Source organism: Blastopirellula marina (assembly GCF_002967715.1).
GTDB classification, from domain to species: domain Bacteria; phylum Planctomycetota; class Planctomycetia; order Pirellulales; family Pirellulaceae; genus Bremerella; species Bremerella marina_B.
This window is the reverse complement of the sequence record NZ_PUIA01000016.1, coordinates 324,916-345,222: the sequence shown is the minus strand read 5'-3', so window position 1 is coordinate 345,222 and position 20,307 is coordinate 324,916. Positions and strand designations below refer to the sequence as shown.

At 57.6% G+C, this 20,307-nt stretch carries 16 protein-coding genes; 2 read left to right on the top strand and 14 right to left on the bottom strand.

Translation table 11 applies throughout. The features are described 5' to 3' along the window. Positions 1-2: 2 nt before the first annotated feature. From C5Y96_RS03270 to C5Y96_RS03205, 14 genes are all read right to left on the bottom strand, one after another. Positions 3-2,366, bottom strand: coding sequence for a DUF1592 domain-containing protein (locus C5Y96_RS03270; protein ID WP_105350105.1), 2,364 nt, complete (start codon positions 2,364-2,366; stop codon positions 3-5). Between the two features lie 345 nt (positions 2,367-2,711). After that, positions 2,712-4,178: a sulfatase gene (locus C5Y96_RS03265; protein WP_105350104.1), complete on the bottom strand. Its 1,467-nt coding sequence runs from the start codon at positions 4,176-4,178 to the stop codon at positions 2,712-2,714. Positions 4,179-4,268: 90 nt separating this feature from the next. Further along, positions 4,269-5,453, bottom strand: a complete 1,185-nt coding sequence (locus C5Y96_RS03260; RefSeq protein ID WP_105350103.1) for an alpha/beta fold hydrolase — start codon at positions 5,451-5,453, stop codon at positions 4,269-4,271. Positions 5,454-5,834: 381 nt separating this feature from the next. Beyond that, positions 5,835-6,095, bottom strand: coding sequence for a hypothetical protein (locus tag C5Y96_RS03255; RefSeq protein ID WP_105350102.1), 261 nt, complete (start codon positions 6,093-6,095; stop codon positions 5,835-5,837). 12 nt (positions 6,096-6,107) lie between these two features. Then, a complete protein-coding gene (locus C5Y96_RS03250; RefSeq protein ID WP_233198750.1) occupies positions 6,108-7,136 on the bottom strand; it encodes an FAD:protein FMN transferase in 1,029 nt (342 codons plus the stop codon). A gap of 36 nt (positions 7,137-7,172) precedes the next feature. After that, positions 7,173-8,396 (bottom strand): NADH:ubiquinone reductase (Na(+)-transporting) subunit F, encoded by a 1,224-nt coding sequence (gene nqrF / locus C5Y96_RS03245; protein ID WP_105350101.1) that lies wholly within the window; start codon positions 8,394-8,396, stop codon positions 7,173-7,175. Between the two features lie 64 nt (positions 8,397-8,460). Next, positions 8,461-9,075, bottom strand: coding sequence for an NADH:ubiquinone reductase (Na(+)-transporting) subunit E (nqrE, locus tag C5Y96_RS03240; protein WP_105350100.1), 615 nt, complete (start codon positions 9,073-9,075; stop codon positions 8,461-8,463). 3 nt (positions 9,076-9,078) lie between these two features. Further along, a complete protein-coding gene (locus C5Y96_RS03235) occupies positions 9,079-9,711 on the bottom strand; it encodes an NADH:ubiquinone reductase (Na(+)-transporting) subunit D (RefSeq protein WP_105350099.1) in 633 nt (210 codons plus the stop codon). Then, a complete protein-coding gene (locus tag C5Y96_RS03230) occupies positions 9,704-10,498 on the bottom strand; it encodes a Na(+)-translocating NADH-quinone reductase subunit C (RefSeq protein ID WP_105350098.1) in 795 nt (264 codons plus the stop codon). Before C5Y96_RS03230 ends, C5Y96_RS03235 begins: the two co-directional genes overlap by 8 nt. Beyond that, positions 10,488-11,723: an NADH:ubiquinone reductase (Na(+)-transporting) subunit B gene (locus C5Y96_RS03225; RefSeq protein ID WP_105350097.1), complete on the bottom strand. Its 1,236-nt coding sequence runs from the start codon at positions 11,721-11,723 to the stop codon at positions 10,488-10,490. The genes C5Y96_RS03230 and C5Y96_RS03225 overlap by 11 nt, the downstream gene beginning before the upstream one ends. Positions 11,724-11,725: 2 nt before the next feature. Next, a complete protein-coding gene (locus C5Y96_RS03220) occupies positions 11,726-13,075 on the bottom strand; it encodes a Na(+)-translocating NADH-quinone reductase subunit A (RefSeq protein WP_105350096.1) in 1,350 nt (449 codons plus the stop codon). A 576-nt stretch (positions 13,076-13,651) separates the two neighbouring features. Continuing rightward, positions 13,652-14,416, bottom strand: coding sequence for a HisA/HisF-related TIM barrel protein (locus tag C5Y96_RS03215; protein ID WP_158261073.1), 765 nt, complete (start codon positions 14,414-14,416; stop codon positions 13,652-13,654). Continuing rightward, entirely contained in the window at positions 14,400-15,896 is a 1,497-nt protein-coding gene (locus C5Y96_RS03210; RefSeq protein WP_105350094.1) for a prenyltransferase/squalene oxidase repeat-containing protein, read from the bottom strand. Before C5Y96_RS03210 ends, C5Y96_RS03215 begins: the two co-directional genes overlap by 17 nt. A 179-nt stretch (positions 15,897-16,075) precedes the next feature. Then, positions 16,076-17,593 carry a prenyltransferase/squalene oxidase repeat-containing protein gene (locus C5Y96_RS03205; RefSeq protein ID WP_105350093.1) on the bottom strand — a complete coding sequence of 506 codons (1,518 nt, stop codon included), beginning with the start codon at positions 17,591-17,593 and terminating at the stop codon, positions 16,076-16,078. A 513-nt stretch (positions 17,594-18,106) separates the two neighbouring features. On the opposite strand from C5Y96_RS03205, the gene rpmG reads away from it, so the two are divergent. Together rpmG and recJ are read left to right on the top strand one after the other, a co-directional pair. Continuing rightward, positions 18,107-18,271 carry a 50S ribosomal protein L33 gene (gene rpmG, locus C5Y96_RS03200; protein WP_105350092.1) on the top strand — a complete coding sequence of 55 codons (165 nt, stop codon included), beginning with the start codon at positions 18,107-18,109 and terminating at the stop codon, positions 18,269-18,271. Between the two features lie 216 nt (positions 18,272-18,487). Then, positions 18,488-20,257 carry a single-stranded-DNA-specific exonuclease RecJ gene (recJ, locus tag C5Y96_RS03195; protein ID WP_105350091.1) on the top strand — a complete coding sequence of 590 codons (1,770 nt, stop codon included), beginning with the start codon at positions 18,488-18,490 and terminating at the stop codon, positions 20,255-20,257. Positions 20,258-20,307: the final 50 nt, after the last annotated feature.

Below are 20,307 nucleotides of genomic sequence, written 5' to 3'. Positions count from 1 at the left end.
CTTCATCCTGCGATCTTGGTGTTGTGGGGTTCCATGGCCGCGATCACTGCGATCTCGACCAAGAGGGCGCGGATGTTATATCCACTATTTTTGAACTTCTCGGTCAGTTCGTCCAGCTTTTCAGGCCCGTAAGCGGCCACCGGCTGTTTGACGAAATGTTGAAAAGCTCGACTGACGAACGCTCGGTGGGCGTCGTCACTTTCGGCCAGAAACTTGGCCAACTCTTGTTCGTTTTGGAAAGTCACTTCGCGGCCGTCCCGCGTGGTGTATGTTCCCTGGGCGTTCACCTGGCGTTCCCGTTCGGTGTCGCGGAAACGTCCGACCGCGTCAAAGCGTTCGAGCGTGAACCCAAGTCCATTGATCCGCGAGTGACACACCTGGCAGCTTTCCGGACTGGTTTGCAGCGAGACTCGCTCGCGCGTCGTCAGGTCGGGATGCAGGTCAGGGCTCAGTGGCGAGAACGCTGCATTCGGCGGACGGAGCGTACGACCGAGCATGTACCGAATCAGGAACACGCCGCGGTGAATCGGAGACGAAGCATCCGTATAGGCCAGCCCACTCATCAGGTAAGGATGCGTGAGCACACCCAGGCGATGCGCGTCACCACCGGCAGTCTTACGCAGCTGCTGTGGGCCTGGGCCGCGCGGCAGCTTGTCGGCTTCCGGCTTGGCAGCTTCCTCAGGCTTCCACTGGTCGCCGTAGAACTCGGCCATGCGGTCGGTCGTGTAGGCCCAATCGGCGGTGAACAGTTGGCGGTAGTCGCTCTTCTCGCTCCAGACGATGTCGTCGAGGAACTGGTCGAGCGAGGCCCGCATGTCGGCGATCAGCTCAGGCTCGAACCCCGGGAAGCGGGCTTCGTCCTTGGTGATCTCGCCGAAGTGACCGATGTTGAGCCACTCGTGCAGCATCTCGCGGGTTTTGCCGCGGGTACGGAAGTCGTTGACCATCCGCCAGGCCGCTTCGCGAATCTGTTGTTCGTTTTGCAGCTGATCGCGCTGAATCTTTTCCAGCAGCCACTTATCCGACGGAATCGAATCGTAGAAGGTCAGCGACAGACGGTTGGCTACCTGCTGCGAGAGGGAATCGGTCGCATCGGCTTGCGGATACAGGAAACGTGGCGACTTGAGGGTCATCAGCACGACGCGGCGAATGGCTTCATGGTCGTCAGGGCATTCGGCAACCTGCTGATCGATGTACAACTGCTTCGTTTCGTCGGAGAGCTTCGTACGGAAGGCCGTTTCGATGAACTCCGTCAGGAACGCCTTCAAGCGAGCACGATTCTCTTCGGGAATCTTTTTATTGCGTTGGCTGTAGTGGGGCCACAATTCGTCGGCGGCAACAATGCCGAATTCGATCGCGGCTGCCGTGGTCGAGTCGTCCCACTGGCGATCAACCGCAATCCCGCGTTCGAAGCCGTAGCTGCGATCGTCCGGGGGCAACTTGGTTTGCAGCGAGTAGGTCGGCTCGACCGTCCAGGGAATGATGTTTCGCTGTGGGATCAGCTCTTCGACCCCGTGGGGTGGTACCCACGAAAGCGAGATGCTGGCCGGCGGCTGTTCGGTTTTCCGCTTCCGCTGGATGTAATCGATTTTGAACGGATAGGCACGGCCAGCCGTCAGACGCACGACCTCGCGGAACTCGGTCTTGTCGCCCGACTGAACGTGGTTGTCGATCAGCGTGCGGCCCATCTTGCCGAAGTCCATGGTGAACGAGACGGTGCTGCGGACAACGATTTCGTAGTCGCCGGTTTCCTCAGCGATGATGCTGCCGTTCCAATGAATGAAGAAGTCTTCCTTGGTGATCCCTTCGCCAGGGCTTTCTCGGCCGAAGTCGAAGTCGATCGTAGGATCGACGCGTTCGATCTTTTTGTTTTCGTTCTTCCAGCGCGATCCGGTGAAGTAGACCCCCTTCACGCCGCGGTCGTCGGTGTAGCCGGGGCTGCCGTGAAAGTGGCTGTACAGGTCGGCCAGGCTTTGGCGAAGCTGGTTGCCGGTCAGACGGGCCAGCGAGATTTGTGGCGGACGATTCCGAATGCGGGCCGCTTCACTGTAAAACGCATAGTGCATGAACGCGGCGACCGCTTCGGCATCGGGGCCCACACATGCTTCGGCGTCCCCTTCAGGCATCGTTTTGGTGATCTGGTGGGTCAGCTCGCCCAAGCTGGCATCGCCAATCAATGGGGTTTCGTACGCACCGACAACTCCTTCCCCTTTGTCGCCGTGGCATTCAGCACACATCGAGGTGTAAATCTGTCGCCCCTTTTCGCGCGTAGCGTCCTCGTCGGCCAAACAAGTTTGGCCATATCCAACAAGTGCCAACAGCGCAAGCGGCAGGTAGGTACGAACGAACTGTGGATGGAAGGTCATAGGCTCGTAGAGCGTGCTTTGCAGACTTACAGGAATTTCCCGTCCGACGTTCCTTCGCGGAATCAAACGTCGTGGTTCTACAATAGCTAGCAGGTGGGGAAGTAACGGTAGGCGGGATGTTACCCACGGCAGGTCGACTAGGTTCTTACATCGTCGCCCAATGCCAAGGGGTTTTCCTGAAATGTTTCAGGTCGTTTTATTTTACACGAGAGCAGCGGGGCAAGTCCAATAGGAAAACCCTTTGATAGCCATAACTTGCGGCCACTCACCTGCACCCCCAGTGGGTGGCATGGTGCAGGTTTCGCTGGATATCAAGCCGATTCGCAGGCCGTAGAGTAGTCAAGCTTACTTTTTCTTCTTACCCTTCCCCATTTTAGCAGGGCCTGGAGCGTACTTCGGATTCGGCTCGGTCGGGATCAAAGCCCCGACACTTTTGTGCCAGCGAAGCACATCGGCCAACAGTTCGTCGCGCTTCTCGGGGCTGGAAGCGGCCAGATCGTGACGTTCGCCGATGTCGTTCCGCAGATCGTACAGTTCGACAGCCCCATTGCCGGGCAGCTTATCGGCACCACCATCCAGCACCCACTCTTCGTGAAACAGATGCAGCTTCCAGTGGTCTTTGTTGATGACGGTTACCGGTCGCGAACGAAATCCAGTACGAACATCGAGTGGACGTCCCCGCGTGACCGGTCGATCCAAGTAGCCAGGAAAGTGCCAGAAGATCGCCGTCCGGTCGAGTTGCCCTTCGCCGGTCAGCAGCGGTAAGAGACTTTCGCCATCGAGGACCTTCCCCTGGGGTACGTCGATACCGGCAGCGGCGAGGATCGTGGGATAAATATCAACTTGAATGACCGGCACGTCACACGTGCTGCCTGGCTTCACCTTGCCGGGCCAGCGAATGATGAACGGCTCGCGAATGCCTCCTTCGTAGTAGCCACCTTTATTGCCTCGCAGCGGTTCCTGCAGCGACTGGGGCGTTGCGCCGTTGTCGCTGGTGAAGATGACCATCGTTTTGTCGGCCAGCTTCAACTCGTCGAGCTTGGCCAGCAGTCGTCCGACACTTTCGTCGAGGTCATAGGTACAGGCCGCGTACATGGCCGACTTGTGGTTTTCCCCTTTGGGCTTCGCTTCAAAATGAGCGACCGTTTTCGGCTGACCTTGCAGCGGGCCATGGATCGCATGGTGCGGCAGATAACAGAAGAAAGGACGATCGCGATTCTTCTCGATGAACGCACACGCTTTGTCGGTCAAGGTGAAGACCCCCTTAGGATCGCTCGGCGGACCGGCCTTATTGGTTTCGGTTCCTTCCTTCAACTCGCCGTCGCCGAACGAGTCGTACGATTCGTCGAAGCCTTGCTCGGTCGGATCGGCACCGTCCTTGCCTGAGAGATGCCACTTGCCGAAATGACCTGTCACGTAGCCAGCCCCTTTGAGGGCTTCGGCCAGCGTGAGGTTATCAGCACTCAGACCATCGTGGTTAGGAATCGGATTCAACCGCATCTCGTTCTTCGCGCCACGGTTGGTGCTGCCGACGGCATACAGATGATGCCGCGGAGTGTACTGCCCCGAAAGCAAACAGGCCCGGCTCGGGGCACAGTTGCCAGCACACGCGTAGCCAGCGGTAAAGGTCATCCCTTGCTTGGCCAGCGAGTCGATCACAGGCGTTTCGTAGAAGTCGCTTCCTTGATAGCCGACATCCTTCCAGCCGAGGTCGTCGGCGTAGATCAACACGAAGTTGGGGCGGTCGTCTGCATACGAAGGGGAGGCAACCGCGCAGGAAATCAGCAAGGCGAAAAGTATCAGGCGAAGCATAGCAAACTCTACGAAAAGGGCCGACGTGTCAGGTCTGACTGCGTCGGCCCAGTATAGTTCATCCGTCGTACGATTGCACGCAAGATCGGGTTATTCGTTACCGCGGCGCTGCATGGGGCGTTGTTGCGGACGACGCTGCTGTCCCTGCGCACTTTTGATCGGGGCATCGCTTACCTCGACCTCCTTGCCCAGCAGAATCTTGCCGAGGAACGCCTCGACGCGCTCGTTCACTTCCTGCCCGGCAAAGCCGTGACCGGCACCTTCGACAGGGACAAAGGTCGAGTCGACGCCCGCCTTGGTGAGAGCTTCGTGGAAATCGACCGACTGCTGAAACGGAACCGTACCGTCCTTGGTGCCGTGCAGGATCAAGATCGGAGCATCCCCTTTCGAGACATGGAACTGCGGCGAAGCAGACTTGGCGACTTCGACGTTCTCTTTCGCCGTACCGCCGAGCAGCTTGCTCTCAGGCGAGTCAGGGCTGTTATGTCGTTCGAAGCCAGGACCATCCCCCATCGTCAGCATGTTAGCCGGGCCAAAGAAATCGATCACGCCAGCGACCTTCAGCGATTGATCGGCATGCGGTCCCAGCTTGCCGTCGAGTTCCGGCACGTCGGCCGAAACACCGAGCATTGCCACGAGATGACCACCGGCGGAGCTCCCCCAGATCACGATCTTATCGGGGTCCCAATTGTACTTTTCCGCATTGGCCTTCACCCACCGCAGACCGGCCTGACAGTCGTGAATTTGCGTCGGCCAGCTGGCCACGTCGGTCAAGCGATAGCCAATCGAAACCGCAGCGAAGTCGCCAGTGCGGACCAGCGGAATGGCTCGGCTGAGAAACGGACCGTGCGTTCCTCCTTGCCAGCCGCCGCCGTGAATCAGCACGATCACCGGCAACGGCTTGTCGGTCGAAGGCTTCTCAGGCACGGCGATGTCGAGCTTCTGGCGTGGGATGTTTTCATCGGCGTAAGGAATGTCGCGGGTGATTTTCACGCCGTCGACATTGTCGCCTAGCTGCGGTCGTTGGCCATCGCGTTGGCGTTGCATTTGTGCCCGTCGTTTTTCAAAGGCATCGAATTCTTCCTTGGTGACACTCCCATCCGAATCGGCATCGAGCCGACCGAACAGTTGCTGAACACGCTCCGGCAGTTCGTCCTTTTCAATCTTGCCATCGCTATTGCGATCGAGCCGATCGAAGGAAGGTGCCTGGGCGAGTGCCCCGGACACAAGAAATAAAGACGTGAACAAAGCAAAAAGCCGCGCTGAGCATTTCATGGCCAGACCCTTGGGATGCCGGGTTGCGAAAAGTAAAGGTTCCTACGTTTAACCCCCAGGGTCAACGTAAAGTTTCGCAATCGCCGAGAAATTGGGCTCCGAAACGGATGGAGCCATCGATGGGTGGAGGTCGCCGGGGGAAGGGTTTTTAACCGCGGATTACGCGGATGATCGCGGATAAGAATCCAAGTGCCCAGGTGCCGGGTGCCACGCCCAAGTCTTCTTGGGCGTGCAAATCGGGTTCCCATGATCTAGGGCGCTCGCGCGAGGCCCTAAATCAACTTCACACGCCCAAGCAGACTTGGGCGTGGCACCCGGATTTCTTTCTCATCCGTGGTTGCCTTCGCTTCCTCTCGACTGGGTGTGCTCTGTGGCTAGATCTTAGCGGTGCGAGACTTCGTCTTGGGCTGCGTGGTCGCTGCAGTCGGTCGGTTCCTGGCAGCGTTCTTCTTCGGGAATGCGGCTGCACGATGGCGAGGGGTTGCTACAGGCATCGCAGATGGGGTTGCCGACTGAGTCCTTGAACTTGTTGAGCCCGCCGCAGCTTCCTTTGATTTCGCGATTGCTGAGGATCACACCAATTGCCATCCCAACCAACACAAGCGAAAAGACGCCGATGGTAATCAGCAAAATCATAAACATGGCGGATGTCCTCTAATTCGATTGGTACTTTTGCCAGGCAGTGGTGGCCTTGGTCTCAACGGTGCCGTCCTCTTTCCTCATCTGGAAGAAAACGGCCATGTTGTGCTCTTGTGCGAAATTATATCCTTCGATCGGCCCCAAGACCAAAAATGCGGTCGCGTAGCCGTCGGCCAGCATGCAGTTTTCAAACAGCACGCTCGCCGAAGCCAGGTCGTGCGTGACGGGGCGGCCTGTCTTCGGGTCGATGGTATGCGAGTAGCGTTGGCCATCGTGCTGGAAGAAATTGCGGTAGTCGCCGGAGGTCGCCAACGCACGATCGTGCAGGCCCACGACCAGATCGTACTGGCGAACCTCATCGGCAGGCGTTTCGATCCCGATCTTCCACGGATCGCCGTTGGGCTTCAGCCCTGTCGCGCGGACCTCGCCACCGATCTCGACCATGAAGTCGGTGAAGCCTTCTTCGCGAATCAAATCGAAGACGGCATCCACGCCGTACCCTTTGGCTATCGCCGACAGATCGACGTAGACGTTGTCTTGTGACTTGCGAAGGGCGGGCGGATCGGATTGGATTTCGACCTGCTGGTAACCGACTAGCTGGCGGGCCTCGTTCACCTCGTCGTCGGTCGGGAACGCTTTGCGTTTCTTGTCGGGACCGAACCGCCACAAGTTCACCGCCGGTCCGACCGTGACGTCGAACGCACCGTCGGTGGCATCACTGATTTGTTTGGCCGCATGCACGACCTTCAGCAGTTGCGGCGAGACCGGGAACCACTCGCCGGCCGGAGACTTGTTGAAGCGCGACAACTCTGACTCGGGGTCGTAGGTCGACATCTGCTGGTTGACCTCGGCCAGTAGCGCATCGACTTTCGTTTGCAGCCTGGTCAGCCGCCGCGGCCCCTCAGGCCCGGACACCGCGGCGATGTGATACGTGGTGCCCATCGTCCGACCTTGGATCTTCGCGACGGGGTCTGGCGGGGCAGCTTGCTGGCATCCAAGGAAAACGGCCAGCCATAAAAGGCTGGCCGTGATGTAGTTTTGCATGATCTTCGCGAGCCGCACCGGCTCGCCACTGGGGGCTTAGCCGCCGAAGTCGTCGAAGCGGATGTTTTCTGGTTCGACACCCAGATCGTCCAGCATCTTGAAGACGGCCTGGTTCATCATCGGAGGACCGCACATGTAGTATTCGATGTCTTCGGGTGCGGGGTGATCCTTCAGGTAGTTTTCCAACAGCACCTGGTGGATGAAGCCCTTGTACCCGGTCCAGTTGTCTTCCGGCAGCGGATCGGACAACGCAATGTTGAACTTGAAATTCGGGAACTGTTCTTCGATCTCGCGGAACTCTTCCACGTAGAACAATTCGCGAAGACTACGACCACCGTACCAGTAGGTCACCTTGCGGCCGGTCTTGATGTTCTTGAACAGCTCGAAGATATGACTTCGCAGCGGAGCCATACCGGCACCACCACCGATGTAAATCATTTCGGCGTCGCTGTCGTTGATGAAGAACTCGCCGTAAGGACCACTGATGGTCACCTTGTCGCCGGGCTTGCAGTTAAAGATATAACTGGAAACCTTGCCCGGCGGTGTCCCTTCCGGGGCACGCGGCGGTGGCGAAGCAACACGGACGTTGAGCATGATGATGCCCTTTTCGCCCGGGTAGTTGGCCATCGAGTAAGCACGAATCACGGGCTCGGTCACCTTGCTGGTGTAACGCCAGAGGTTGAACTTGTCCCAGTCTTCGTGGTATTCCTCTTCGATGTCGAAGTCTTTGTAGTTCAGTTCGTGCGGCGGAACTTCGATCTGAATGTAACCACCGGCCTTGAACGGAACCGATTCCCCATCAGGAATCTTCAGCTTGAATTCCTTGATGAACGTGGCGACGTTGCGATTCGAGATGACTTCGCATTCCCACTTCTTGGTTTCCAGGGCTTCGTGCGGGACTTCAATTTCCATGTCCTGCTTAACGGCAACCTGGCAGGAAAGGCGATAGCCTTCCCGGGCCTGACGCTTATTGATGTGCGAGCGTTCGGTCGGCAGGATGTCGCCGCCGCCACTCTTCACGCGGACGATACACTGAGCACAGGTACCACCGCCACCGCAGGCCGAGGAGACGAACACGCCCTGGTCGGCCAGTGCGTTGAGCAGCTTGCCGCCGGCGGGAACACAGATGTCCTTGGTGTGTTCGTTGATGTCGATCTGCACATCACCCGACGGCACCAAAGCCTTCTTGGCCAAGAGAATGATGACCACCAGGAGCAAAACCACCCCTGTGAACATGCCCACGCCGAGAATAATTGCCATGATTAACTTCTTCCTGATACCAGGATTTTGCTAAGTAAATTCGATGCGACGCCGCGGGGTGTTGTTACTTGATCATACCGCCGAAGGACATGAAGGCCATGGCCATCAAACCGGCGGTGATGAACGTGATTCCCAGGCCCTTGAGGCCATCCGGCACGTCGCTGTATTTCAGTTTCTCACGAATACCAGCCAGCGCGGCAATGGCCAACGCCCAGCCGAAGCCAGCGAAGATACCGTACACCACGCTTTGACCGAAGTTGTAATTACGTTCGACCATGAACAGCGAACCACCGAGGATGGCACAGTTCACGGTGATCAGCGGCAGGAAGATACCCAGGGCCGCGTACAAAGCGGGAACGTAGCGATCCAGCGCCATTTCCAGGATCTGCACGATGGCCGCGATCACGCCGATGTAGCTGATCAAACCGAGGAAGCTCAGGTCCATGTCGGCCAGGCTCGGGCTGATCCAAGCCATCGCACCCTTCTTCAGGAAGAAGGAGTACAGCAGCTGATTGACAGGAATGGTGATGGCCATAACGGCGATCACGGCAGCACCCAGCCCCAAAGCGGTTTTCACGTTCTTGGACACCGCCAGAAACGTGCACATCCCCAGGAAGAATGCGAGGGCCAGGTTTTCGCTGAAGACCGCCTTAAGGGCGATGGTCAAATAGCTTTCCATTGATTAACCCTCCGATTCAACTTGATCTGGGTTGAACGTACGTACGACCCAGATGATGAAACCGATGATAAAGAACGCACTGGGGGGCAGCAGCATCAAACCGTTGGGTTGATACCAGCCGTCGTTCTTGGTGAGCGTAAAAATGGTGATCCCGAACAGCGAGCCGTTACCGAACAGTTCGCGGAAGACACCGACGACCATCAGGATCATCGAGTAACCCAAACCGTTGCCGATACCGTCGAGGAAGCTGATCCCCGGCTTGTGTTTCATGGCGAACGCTTCGGCGCGACCCATCACGATACAGTTGGTAATGATCAGACCGACGAACACCGACAATTGCTTGCTGATGTCGTAGGCGAAGGCCTTGAGGAACTGATCGACCACGATCACCAGCGAGGCGATGATCGTCATCTGCACGATAATACGAATGCTGCTGGGAATGAACTTCCGCACCAGGCTGACGCCCAGGTTCGAGAACGCGGTCACCGCGGTCACCGAGAGGGCCATCACGAAGGCCGTTTTCAGGTTAGAGGTCACGGCCAACGCGGAGCAGATACCCAAGACCTGCAAAGCGATTGGGTTGTTATGCACGACAGGATCGAGCAAAACATCCTTCGGAGATTGCGAATCAGCCATCGGACTTCTCCTTCGATTCGAGGTTCTTGAGGTAAGGGCCGAAGCCTTCTTCACCTAGCCAGAAGCGGACGAAGTGATCGACGCCCTTGGTGGTAATGGTTGCACCTGAGAGGCCGTCGACTTGCGAGTCGCCGCTGCCAGCGCCTTTGACGACTTCGATCAGCACGTTGCCTTCGTCGTCGCGGACCTTCTTACCGGGCCACTGGGCTTTCCAGTTGGGGTTATCGACTTCACCACCCAGACCCGGCGTTTCGCCGTGCGAGTAGAAGGTGATCCCCTTGGCGGTCTTCAAATCGGCGTCGAGAGCCAAAAAGCCGTACATGGTCGACCACAGCCCTTTGCCGTAGATCGGTAGCACAATGCCTGTCAGCTTGCCGTCATCCGACTTCACCAGGTAGACGTCAACGAACTTTTCCGTCTTCACCAGCCCTGGCAAACCTTCGACCGAATGATTCAGCTTCGGGTTGTCGCGGGCTTCGGCTGGATCGTAGGTCGCAGGATCGACCACGCCAGCTTCTTTGAGTTGTTCATCCGAAACGACTTCGCCTGTTTCCAGGTTCACGAAGTGCTTCTCGAAGTTCTTTTTGAACTTGGCTTCGATGTCGGCCGTCGTATCCTCAGGCTTGAGGAGGTCGGCGGCGGCCAACACGTTACGCTGCTTGTCGAGCTTGGAATTGGCTTCCTGGAAGCTCTTCAGCCCAACGGCTGTTCCACTCACGATGACGGAGCAGACCACGCATAAAACTGCGGCAACCAAAATGGTTCCGGCAACACTATCACGTCGCATAGCGGGCCTTTCTCCGTTTGATGTTAGCTTGCAGAACAAAGTAGTCGATCAGCGGCGCCATGACGTTGCCGAACAAGATCGCCAACATGATCCCTTCCGGGAAGGCCGGGCTGACACCACGAATCAGAATGGTCACAACACCAATCAAGATGCCGTAAATCCATTTACCGGTGCGAGTCATTGCGGCGGAGACAGGGTCGGTCGCCATGAAGACGGTACCGAACGCGAAACCACCAACAACCAGGTGCCACCAAGGAGCCATGCCGTACAGGACGTCGGTGCTCATCATGTGGAAGATACCCGAGAGGCCCATCGCACCGATCAAGCAGCCAAGCATGATTCGCCACGAACCAATGCCAGTGGCGATCAGGAAGGCCGCACCGAGCAAACAAGCCAGCACCGAGGTTTCGCCCATCGAACCCTGCATCACGCCCAGGAAGGCTTGATTCCAGGTAATGCCGTGGCCGTCAACGTGCGAGAGCGCTTGTTCCATGGTCGTGCCGGCCGGAGCCGAAGCAACCACACCCAAGGTCGTAGGACCGCTGAAACCATCTGGCGAAACGGCCGACCAGATCTTATCGCCGGTCAGGTCGGTAGCGTACGAGAAGTACAAAAACGCACGAGCCGTGAGGGCCGGGTTCAGGAAGTTCTTACCGGTACCACCGAAGACTTCTTTACCCACCAGCACGCCGAAACCAATCCCCACGGCAACTTGCCACAGTGGAATCGTTGGCGGCAGGATCAATGGAAAGAGCATCCCTGTGACCAGGAAGCCTTCGTTGATCTCGTGCTTTCGCACGATGCTGAAGATCAGTTCGATCGTACCACCGACGGTCATCGTGACGATGTAGACCGGCAGGAAGAAGATCGCCCCAAGCACCACGTTGGCAATCCAGCTAGATGGGTCGTGGCTGAGACCGGTCATCTCGAAGATGGTCTCGTGCCAGTCCGCCATGGGCTGTGCGCCGTTGGAGATCTGCAGATTGGCCTGGTAGCCGGTGTTCCACAGGGCCATGTAAATACATGGCAGAAGCGACAGAACGACGAAGATCATCGTTCGCTTCAGGTCCAACCCGTCGCGCACGTGGGTCAACCCCTTGGCACGATCTGGTGGCGTGTACAAAAACGTATCCGCCGCTTCGTACAGCGGATAGAGCCGTTCCAACTTTCCCCCTTCGAGGAACATTGGTTCGACCTTATCGAGCATTCCGCGTAAAAATTTCATGGTTATCCTTCGGCTTCAATGCGGGTCAGGTTCTTCCGCAGAATGGTACCGAAATCGTGTTTCCCGGTGTCCACAAACGTACACAGGGCGATATCTTCTTCTTCCAATTCCAAGCAGCCCAACGCCTGAGCGGAATCGGTGTCCTCGACAATAAGTGACTTCAGCAGGGCCGTTGGTTCGATGTCCAGCGGCATGATGGTTTCGTAGGCTTCGATCGGCACGATCGCACGGTGGCTACCGTTAGCCGTGGTGGTCATGTTCAATTCGCTTGGCGAGATCAGCGAAGCAAAGACGCGCTTCACCGAGAACTTCTTGAAGCCAGGTGCGAGCCAACCGAACATTTCGCGGTGGAGCCCTTCTTCCAGCACCGATACCTGGGTGTGGTAACGGCCCAGGTAAGCTTCGACGCCGCCAGATTCGTAACCGCAAAGAACCGAGCCCGAAACCTTACGCATGGTGCCTTCTTTGAGTTGGCCCTTGGTCAGGTCTTCGATGCTCGAACCGAGCGGAGCCTTGATCAAACGCGGCTCTTTCACGCCAGGACCGGCCAGCGAGATCACCCGACGCGTATCGAGTTCGCCGGTGCGGAACAGGTTGCCGATGGCGATCACGTCTTGGTAACCGAGGTACCATACGACGCGGCCAGGGCCGGCTGGATCGAGGAAGTGAATATGCGTTCCGGCCAGACCAGCAGGATGCTTGCCGTCGAATTCGGCAGCGTTGACAAACGGAAGATCGCTGCCTGGCAGTGCGGCCCCAGGGGCCTGGCACAGGTGGACCTTACCTTCGGTCAGATTGCTGATCGCTTCCAAGCCGGCGATGAATTCGATCTCGTTCCCCTTGATGATCGGGGCCGGATCGGCGGCCAATGGATTGGTATCGATCGCAGTGACAAAGATCGACCGTGGCGATGTGCCCAGAGCCGGAACCTTGCCGAAAGGTCGCGTACGGAAAGCGGTCCACAGACCCGACTTGACCAGGTTGGCTTCGACCTTTTCGCGATCGAGACCTACCAGGTTGCCTTCGCTGAACGACTCGAAGGCGACCTTATCGTCCCCTGCGACTTCGATCACGACCGACAGAAACTTACGTTTGGCACCGCGGTTGACTTCAACCACTTTGCCAGCCGCAGGTGCGGTAAAAAGCACACCCGGCGACTTCTTGTCTTCAAACAGGGGCTGTCCGAGTTGGACGGTATCCCCTTCGGCAACGAGCATCGTCGGCTTCATGCCGACGTAATCGCGACCGATCAACGCAACTTTACGGACGTCTGCGATTTCTTCTACCGACTGTTTAGGCTTGCCTGCGATGGGCAGATTCAAGCCTTTGCTGATCGTGATCCGCTGTGGCATCTTGGGCCTCACTCCCGCTTGGGAGGCTATGGTTCAACACACTTGCCAGGAGGGCTTTGTGAAAACTATCACAATGTCTGTGTCGAATGTCCCCCGCGTGATGTAATTGTGGGAAAAATCTCGGAGTGACTGGGTGCGTGCTCTGCGTTAGTGTCCGAGTGAAAGATGGTCGCAACCAAGAGGTAGGCCTGCCAGGGTCGATGCGGCGTAGCCTGCCTGGGAATCTTTCCAGAACAATCAGTGCATGGTGGGGTAACCAGCTCGACAACAGAAATGATAATGCCTTCAGTTCGCGCAGCAAGGGGAGATTCCGCCACTTAAAATGACCTGCGGGAACTCCGCATCCCGGCGGCTGACTGGTCGACGGAAGATCGAATCGACAAGAAGTGACTTGTGGAAAACTGAGTTCCATTGGAAAGCCCTAAGGGAATCGGTCCGGCTAACAACTCCCTATCTTCCAGTTGACGGCTACCAATCGCGGTGTAACAGAGCTTCCAACTCAAGCAATTTTGCCCAGCTTTCCCCCAGAGGGCGGCAGAAAAAAATTGATCTTGCCCCCAAAAATTATACGACCAGCTACCCCAGATGCGGCGCGATCCGGCCATCGTGCAGCGCCGAGGCGACCAACACACGGGCAGCTCCGCACTGGGCGAGCGATTGGATATCGTCGGGCCAGTTCATTCCGCCCCCGCCCAACAACTGCACGCCTGGCAGTTCTTCTTTCAGCGACTGTATGAGGTGCTGCGTCTGACTCCCCTTCCCCTGGCCGACCGCCGCCAGATCGAGCAGGATCATCGACGTAATACCGAGCTCAGCAGCGTGCCGGGCAATTTGTTCTGGGGAGATCTGCTGAAAGTCTTCTCGCACGGTGAGCGGTACGCCTGCTTTCATGTCCAGGCTGAAGACGAGTCGCTCGGGCGAGATGTGCAAGCAAAGCTCCGCGAGGGCCTGCCAGCTCTCCAGCGATTCAAGCCCCACAACCCAGCGATACGGTGCCCAATCACGTAGCAGGGCCTGACACGCCTGCCACTGCGACACACTGCCGATACCGGCATCGAGCCAAACGCTCAGTCCCTGAACGGCGATTGCTTCCAGCGCAGCGACATCCAACTGCCCGTCGAGAATCGCATTCAGATCGGCCACGTAACAATCCTGAAAACCAAAATCCGCGGCATAAACATGGGCGATACTGCCGGGGCGTGAATCGCCACAGTAGCGGGACTCAATCGGCAGATACTCGTCGCGACGCCCTGCAACGCCACGCACGACCTGGCCAAATCGCAGGTCAATGACCGGCAATATGGCGTCGTACCAGGCAGGGCGATCAGAACGTGAAGTCAAGCGACTTCTCCGAGTACAAAGGCATATGGCGATAGTAAACTTCCAAGATCATCGCCGAGAGGCACGTCACGTACAATCGCCCACCAACACGCGAGTGCTTCTCGTCGAAGTACCAACTGCCGGTCGTGTATCCTTTGCGCGATTGGGTTTTGATAAGGTACGCCTTGAGTTCGTCGTTCCACCCTTCCCACTGCGACCCGCCGTAATGGCACAGCACGTTGGTGGCGTAGTAGTTGTAGTACATATCGAGCTTCGACGGCCCTTCGTCCGACACGAAGTCGACCCCCTTATGCATGCGAGGATCGTCCTTCGACCAGCCCAGGTACATGCGGCATAGCAGCCCGATCGATGTGGGCGAAATCATTTTACCGGGGTGCTGATAGCCGTAGTAAGCACCGTCGGCCTGCTGCACGCTATCCAACCAGAACTCGGCCATCCCGATCGTAGTGCTGTCGACTTTGATATCTCCCAGAAGTGCGCTCTTGAGCGCCATCAGTTGCCAGCCGAACACGCTGATGTCGCCTGGCTGCTTCGGCTGATAACGCCAGCCCCCTTGGTCGTGCTGGGCATATTCAATGAAACGAACCGCGTCGGTCGCTGCCGTTCGCAGGGCCGGGTCGCCGGTCATCGCGTACGCCTCGCACAGCGCCAGCGCGGCAAGACCATGCCCGTACATCGAGCCATCTTGCAAGTCTCCGCCGTTGGGACCGACGACCTGATTGCCTCGCAGGAAGTAAAGCCCCTGCTCGATTTGATCTCGATAGGGGTTCTCGTTCATGTGGGTATATCCCTTGCCGAGAAACGGCAGCAGGGCCAGCCCGGTTGCTCCGGTCCGTGTCAGGGGTTCGCCGGGGTTGGGACTCAGCTTGCCGACTTCGACTTCGTGATGATTAAAGCTCCACGAACCATCAGGCAGCTGATGCGCGGCAATCCACCGCAAAGCACGTTCGACGGCATCTTCGGTGGCAGGCGAACCGCCGCGAGCCGCGAGAAGCTGCTTCTGCAGTTCGCCACTTCGCCCTTGAAAACCGCCGCCACTCTTCGAAGGGACCGCCATCTGCCAAGGAAGATTCTTCTGCAGGTCGCTCATCGTTTCCAATGTGGCGGCCTGACTGCTGGTGGCGTACTGATTGGGGAGCGGCTCGGTCAACTTGGTCAGCTCACCAGCGGCGGCCGAATCGGTTTGCAGCTCTTGCTGCATGGTGTCGAGTGCCTGGCTGATCTCGATGGGAGTGACCGTTTGAATGATCGAGAGATCCTCTGGCGGCTGCTCGTACGGCAGCAAAGTGATCTCGCCGGTGCGGCCACCGGGGCCCGCCGGAGCGATCCAAAGGGCCATGATCACCAGCAACAGGAAGTGAACCGCGGCACTGGCAAAGAAGCTAATCCCCCCTTTGATGCGGTCCATCGACAGCAAGACCAGCTTCCGGAAACGAAAACGCACATGCGTACCGGGAGCCGCTGCCCCGTCGTGGGACATGGCCTCGTGATTCGCACTGGAAGTATTGGCTTGCAAGCGACCTGGGTGCCTATACAGGTAATCCGTAGAAACGGAAAACTATAGGCCAGAAACCTTTCCCAAATGCGCAACAAAAAACCTCGCGACGAATCCAGCTCCGACGCGAGGTTTTCCAGGTTCGATTGAATCGATCGTACCGATTACAGCGGGAAGTCTTCTTCGGAAGCGTTCGCCTTGTAGATCGGCAAGTGGCGGTAGTAGACCTCCAGGGTCAACAGCGACAGCGAGGTGTTGTACAAGCGGCCACCTTTGTCGGTGTGCGGACCATTGAAGTGCCAGCTGCCGGCTTCGGCCTGACCTTGAGGAACCTGCTGCTTGATGAGAAATTCTCGCATCTTCTCATTCCAGGTTTCCCACTCGGTACCACCATACTGACGCATGACCTGCGTCGCGTAGTAATTGTAGTACATGTCAGAGTTACCACCGAGGCTCGGACCGCGAGTACCCAGGTCTTTCACTCCTTGCTGGAGGGCCGGGTTTTCTTTCTTCCAACCGGTGTACATGCGGCACAGCAAACCGACGGCGTTCATCGACGGCTTGTTGCCGGCTTCAGCGTAACCGTAAGCGGCACCATTCTTGGTCTGGACTGAATCGAGGAACTTGATCGCCCCGGCGATCGTGTTCTTGTTGACGCCCAGGTAACCCATGTGACCACTCTTGAGCCCCATCAGCTGCCAGCCGACCACCGAAGTGTCGCCAGGCTGACGTGGCTGGTAACGCCAACCACCACCGACCGGGTCTTGGGCGGCTTGAATGAAGTTGATGGAGTACTGAGCAGGCCCCAGCAGGTTTTTGTCTTGCGTCATGGCATACGCTTCGCAGACGGCGATGGTCGCCAGGCCGTGCGAATACATGTTGCCTTCCTGCTCGCGGAAGCTGCCGGTGTCGCCGCGAACTTCCATCAGCTTGATGAGCGCGCCCAGACCACCTTCGACCTGCTTCTTGAACTTACCCTCTTTGTGCGTGATGCCGGAACCCAAGAATGGCAACAAAGCCATGGCAGTCGCAGCACGTGGCGAATCACCAAACTCGCCCCAGTCTTTGCTGCCGGGCTTCTTGGCACCACGGCGGTGATCGAAGCTCCAGGTACCATCTTTCAGCTGATGGTCGGCAATCCACTGGATACCCCACACCACAGCTTGTTCGCTGGCCCCAGTACCACCATTTTCACGCAGCATCTGCGTTCGCGAGGCCTGACCACGACCGGAAGTCGCGTTGCCATCGACGCCGGAGACTTCGCTCATAATGTCGGAGAACGGCATCGTCACATCGGCGAAGTCGCTCAGTTCGACCATCTGCGTGGCGGCCATCTCTTCCTGGAAGTCGGAGACGACAATCTCATCGCTGATAATGGCTTCTTCTGGCTGTTCAGGCGGGTCGTCGAATTCGAGCGTCTGTTCGTCGATTGGCTCGAACTCTTCCAGGACCAACTCTTCAATCTCTTCCGCGTCGGCGGAATCGTTGATGGTCAGGGTGCGTTTGTCCTTCTTCACTGGCGGCATAAAGATCGTCAGCAAGATCAGGAAGAACACCAGATGGACAACCAGGCTGATCAACCAAGAGGGAACAGCAGTGAACAGCATGAAGCGCGTGGCGATTTTCGGCTTCTGCTCTTCATGTTCTTCGTGCGATTCTTGATCAGCGTCAACTTGAGCCATTATCAATTCTCCGTGTAATTCGTCGCTTCACGCTAGAAGCGGAGACCAACAACTCATGACATGGTCACGCATTACGCGACACATGGATTCGGCCTTCAAGGAAAGAAAAGGGCCCTGAAGGTAGCCGATACCAGTTCACCGATGGGCGGTAAATTGGAAGAGATTCTTCACTAGATGCATTCTACGGTGAAGGATCCCCCGCAACACCCCCCAGCAAGGGTGGCAACTGTCCTGTCAGCAATGTGGCATGGATGAGTTTTCGTGTTCTCTATTTCATTCGCATCCATTACGGCAGTTTATTGCGAATCTTTACATCGAAAGGAACGAATTTGTCCTGCCAAAGTACTCTCTGCCGGTAAGATTTCCCCACTTTTTTCCCTGAGCCCGGGAAACTACCACGAAGTTCTCCGCCTGCATGTGCCTGGCCCTTCCCAGGACCGTGCCCGTTTGCTAAAAACTAGGGTTTCGACAAATCAATCTGTAGTCCGTATAGCAGGTAATTGGTCCAAAGCCATGGCCAAGAAGAATAAGAAAGCTGAAACTGTATTTCTCGTTTGCGAAGAAACGGGCGACTACAACTACTCGCTCCGCCGCAAGCCTGGTGGCGAAAAGCTGAAGCTGATGAAGTACTGCCCTCGTCTGCGTAAGCACACGATCCACAACGAAAAGAAGAAATAAGCCCGCCGGCCGGTGCCTGGCACTGGCTTGGTCGAGCGCTTTTTCTAGTGAACAAGCCGGACTCGATAGGGTCCGGCTTATTGCATGCGCCCAGGGTCTGCCGCATCGCCAAACGCCCAAACATTCCACATAGGGCTGGAAATCGTTGGCTATCTCTCGATAATTTGAGCTTTGACCCTAGTCTCGCGTCTCTACCGATGGAGCGATCCCTCATTCATGGATGCTACCTGGCGAATCCTTCCGCACGACATAGCCATCGTTCGCAGCTTAGAACGAGCCGCTAGCATTCCCCCTGTCGTTGCCCAATTATTGGTTTGCCGTGGCATTCGCGATGCCGAAACGGCCCGCGAGTTCCTCGACGCCAAGCTCTCTGGTCTCCGCGATCCCGAGCTTCTCCCAGGCGTCAAAGAGGCCGCAGCCGTCATTCATGCCGCAGCCAAAGCCGATAAGAAGATCACCATCTACGGCGACTACGACGCCGACGGCATCACATCGACTGCGATTCTGTACCGCTGCTTGAAGCTGCTGGGGGCATCCGTTTCATACTACGTCCCCAATCGCATCGACGAAGGGTACGGGCTGAACAACGAGGCCCTCGACAAGCTGGCCGAGCGCGAGACCGACCTGGTCATTACCGTCGACTGCGGCATTGCCAGCGTGGCCGAAGCCGCGCACGCCAAAATGCTGGGCCTGGAGCTGATCGTTACCGACCACCACGAGATGGGCGAGCAGCTTCCCGACGCGAAGGTACTGGTTCATCCGCGCTTGCCGGGGACGAACTACCCCTTCGGTGGACTGTGCGGGGCTGGCGTTGCCTTGAAACTGGCCTGGGCAATTTGCCAACTCGAATGCGATTCCAAGCGAGTTACCGATCGCTTCAAAAACTATTTGCTGTCGGCCGTCGGCCTGGCCTCGATCGGCACGGTTGCTGACGTGGTTCCGCTGACCGACGAAAACCGCCTGCTGGTCCGCCACGGCCTGAATTGCCTCCGCGAGTTTCCCGTCCCTGGCGTGAGCGCTTTGGCGAAGGTGACCGGCCTTAACGACAAGCCCAGCCTGGCCAGCGACGACATCGGCTTTACGCTGGCCCCACGACTCAATGCGGCAGGCCGCCTCGGTCAGGCTCAGCTGGCCATTGAACTGCTGACAACCGATTCCAATGAACGAGCAGCCGCGCTGGCCGACTACCTGCATCAGCTCAACGATAGTCGTTCGAGCCTGGAACGCAGCGTTCAGCTGGCCGCGACGAAGCAGATCAAAGACGAGTTCGATCCTGAGAACGATCCAGCCCTGGTCTTGGCTGGCCACGGCTGGCACCCCGGCATCATCGGGATCGTTGCCGGCCGGCTTTCCGACAAGTACAACCGCCCGGTAGTGATGATCGCGTTGGACGAAGCTGGCGTAAAACCTGGCGTTGGATCTTGTCGATCGGCCAACGGCTTGAACCTGCACGAAGCCCTGCAGGCCTGCGACCACCTTCTGCTGGGACACGGCGGCCATGCCGCGGCAGCTGGCCTGCAGATCGATGAAGCGCAGATCGAAAACTTCCGCCACGAGTTTTGCGAATACGCCGCCGCGAACGTTACCGACGAAGACCGCGTGGCGGAACTGGTAATCGACGCCGAGGCCCCGTTCACGCAATTGACTCGCCAGATTGTCGAGCAAATCGACCAGCTAGGCCCCTTCGGCCAAAGCAACCCGCGGCCGCTGATGTGTGCTACGGGAGCCAAGCTGGCAGCTCCCCCCAGAAAGATCGGCGGAGGCGAACGCCACCTGGCGATTCAGTTGGAACACCACGGCGTGAAAATCCGCGGTGTCGCGTTCGGCCGAGGAGAATGGGCCGACGAACTGGAAGCCACCGAAGGCCCGCTGGACATCGCCTATCACCCAGTGATCAACACGTTCCGCGGCCGCAGCAATGTCGAGTTGCAACTAGTTGCCTGGAAGCCGACCGAGTCGAAAATCCCGGCCCACCAGTCAGGTTGACCGAACCTTCCAGGACGGATTAAAATCTTAACCTTCGACGGACCTTCATG

Bases quoted from the DNA above. Each gene is read 5' to 3' on its own strand.
- C5Y96_RS03250 (WP_233198750.1), bottom strand. From the start codon at position 7,136: ATGCAAAACTACATCACGGCCAGCCTTTTATGGCTGGCCGTTTTCCTT.
- recJ (WP_105350091.1), top strand. From the start codon at position 18,488: ATGGATGCTACCTGGCGAATCCTTCCGCACGACATAGCCATCGTTCGC.
- C5Y96_RS03235 (WP_105350099.1), bottom strand. From the start codon at position 9,711: ATGGCTGATTCGCAATCTCCGAAGGATGTTTTGCTCGATCCTGTCGTG.
- nqrE (WP_105350100.1), bottom strand. From the start codon at position 9,075: ATGGAAAGCTATTTGACCATCGCCCTTAAGGCGGTCTTCAGCGAAAAC.
- C5Y96_RS03210 (WP_105350094.1), bottom strand. From the start codon at position 15,896: ATGTCCCACGACGGGGCAGCGGCTCCCGGTACGCATGTGCGTTTTCGT.
- nqrF (WP_105350101.1), bottom strand. From the start codon at position 8,396: ATGGCAATTATTCTCGGCGTGGGCATGTTCACAGGGGTGGTTTTGCTC.
- C5Y96_RS03220 (WP_105350096.1), bottom strand. From the start codon at position 13,075: ATGCCACAGCGGATCACGATCAGCAAAGGCTTGAATCTGCCCATCGCA.
- C5Y96_RS03265 (WP_105350104.1), bottom strand. From the start codon at position 4,178: ATGCTTCGCCTGATACTTTTCGCCTTGCTGATTTCCTGCGCGGTTGCC.
- C5Y96_RS03270 (WP_105350105.1), bottom strand. From the start codon at position 2,366: ATGACCTTCCATCCACAGTTCGTTCGTACCTACCTGCCGCTTGCGCTG.
- C5Y96_RS03260 (WP_105350103.1), bottom strand. From the start codon at position 5,453: ATGAAATGCTCAGCGCGGCTTTTTGCTTTGTTCACGTCTTTATTTCTT.
- C5Y96_RS03225 (WP_105350097.1), bottom strand. From the start codon at position 11,723: ATGAAATTTTTACGCGGAATGCTCGATAAGGTCGAACCAATGTTCCTC.
- C5Y96_RS03205 (WP_105350093.1), bottom strand. From the start codon at position 17,593: ATGGCTCAAGTTGACGCTGATCAAGAATCGCACGAAGAACATGAAGAG.
- C5Y96_RS03230 (WP_105350098.1), bottom strand. From the start codon at position 10,498: ATGCGACGTGATAGTGTTGCCGGAACCATTTTGGTTGCCGCAGTTTTA.
- C5Y96_RS03255 (WP_105350102.1), bottom strand. From the start codon at position 6,095: ATGTTTATGATTTTGCTGATTACCATCGGCGTCTTTTCGCTTGTGTTG.
- rpmG (WP_105350092.1), top strand. From the start codon at position 18,107: ATGGCCAAGAAGAATAAGAAAGCTGAAACTGTATTTCTCGTTTGCGAA.